The organism is Mesorhizobium sp. M7A.F.Ca.US.014.04.1.1 (assembly GCF_003998745.1).
Classification (GTDB): Bacteria; Pseudomonadota; Alphaproteobacteria; order Rhizobiales; family Rhizobiaceae; genus Mesorhizobium; species Mesorhizobium ciceri.
Genome location: NZ_RZRW01001124.1, coordinates 1 through 1,011, shown reverse-complemented (window position 1 = coordinate 1,011; position 1,011 = coordinate 1). Strand labels below are relative to the sequence as shown.

Genomic DNA, 1,011 nt, shown 5'->3' with positions numbered 1-1,011 from the left:
GCCTATATCGGCGTCGGCCTGATGGGCGGACCCATGGCCGCGCGCCTTGCAGGGCTTGGCTACAAGCTACGAGTCTTCGACGCCGATGCCGGCCGGCAAGCTGCGGCTATGGCTTCGGGTGCAGTCGGCGCTGCGTCGCCAAAAGACTGTGTCGAGGACGCGGATCTCGTGCTCCTCAACCTGCCGTCGCAGGCGGCAGTCGAAACCGTGGTGTTTGGCCAAGCGGGCCTGTCGGATGCTCTGCTGTCACCGCAGATCGTGGTGGATTTCTCAACCGTGTCGCCGGATTTCTGCCGGTCCATCGGTTGGCGCGTCCAAGCGGCCACGGGATGCGAATGGATCGACGCTCCGGTTTCAGGTGGTCCCTCGGCGGCAGGCGAAGGCACACTGACGATCATGGCCGGCGGCTCGGATTGGGCGATCGCACGCATCCGTTCCTTGATCCAGGACATCGGCCGCCAGTTCACCCATGTCGGACAGACAGGCATGGGTTCGGTTGCCAAGATGATCGCGCAGCTCGTGGTCGGCACGAATTATGCTGTTCTGGCCGAAGCCGTGCGCCTCGCTGAAGCGGCAGGAATGGATGCTGCGCTGCTGCCTGAATGCGTGAAATACGGCCATGCCGACGGCGTTCTGATGCAACAGCTCTATCCACGTATCGCCGCACATGATTTCGCGCCGCGGGCCTATGCGCGTCAGCTGCTGAAAGACCTCGACATGGTGCAGGAGCTCGCCCGTAGTTCGGGCACGGCGACCCCAATGTCCGGCCAAGCCGCCCAGCTCTTTGATCTGCTTATCGCCGCCGGCCACGGCGACATCGACGGCACCGGCATCTACCGCCTCTACGAAGGCGCGCCGTCACATCTTACAGCGATCGGGGAGAGCGCGCGTGCCTAGTAATTCTTACGGATTCATCGGTCTCGGTGCGATGGGCATGCCCATGGTCACCAAGGCTCTGGCAGCCCAGCTCGACGTGCACATTTTCGATACCAACGCTGCGGCCGTCGATGT

At 63.3% G+C, this 1,011-nt stretch carries 1 protein-coding gene; it reads left to right on the top strand.

The features are described from left to right. Positions 1-897: NAD(P)-dependent oxidoreductase (locus EOA22_RS34995; protein ID WP_164756238.1), on the top strand; the 897-nt coding region annotated here is incomplete at its 5' end. Positions 898-1,011 lie beyond the last annotated feature (114 nt).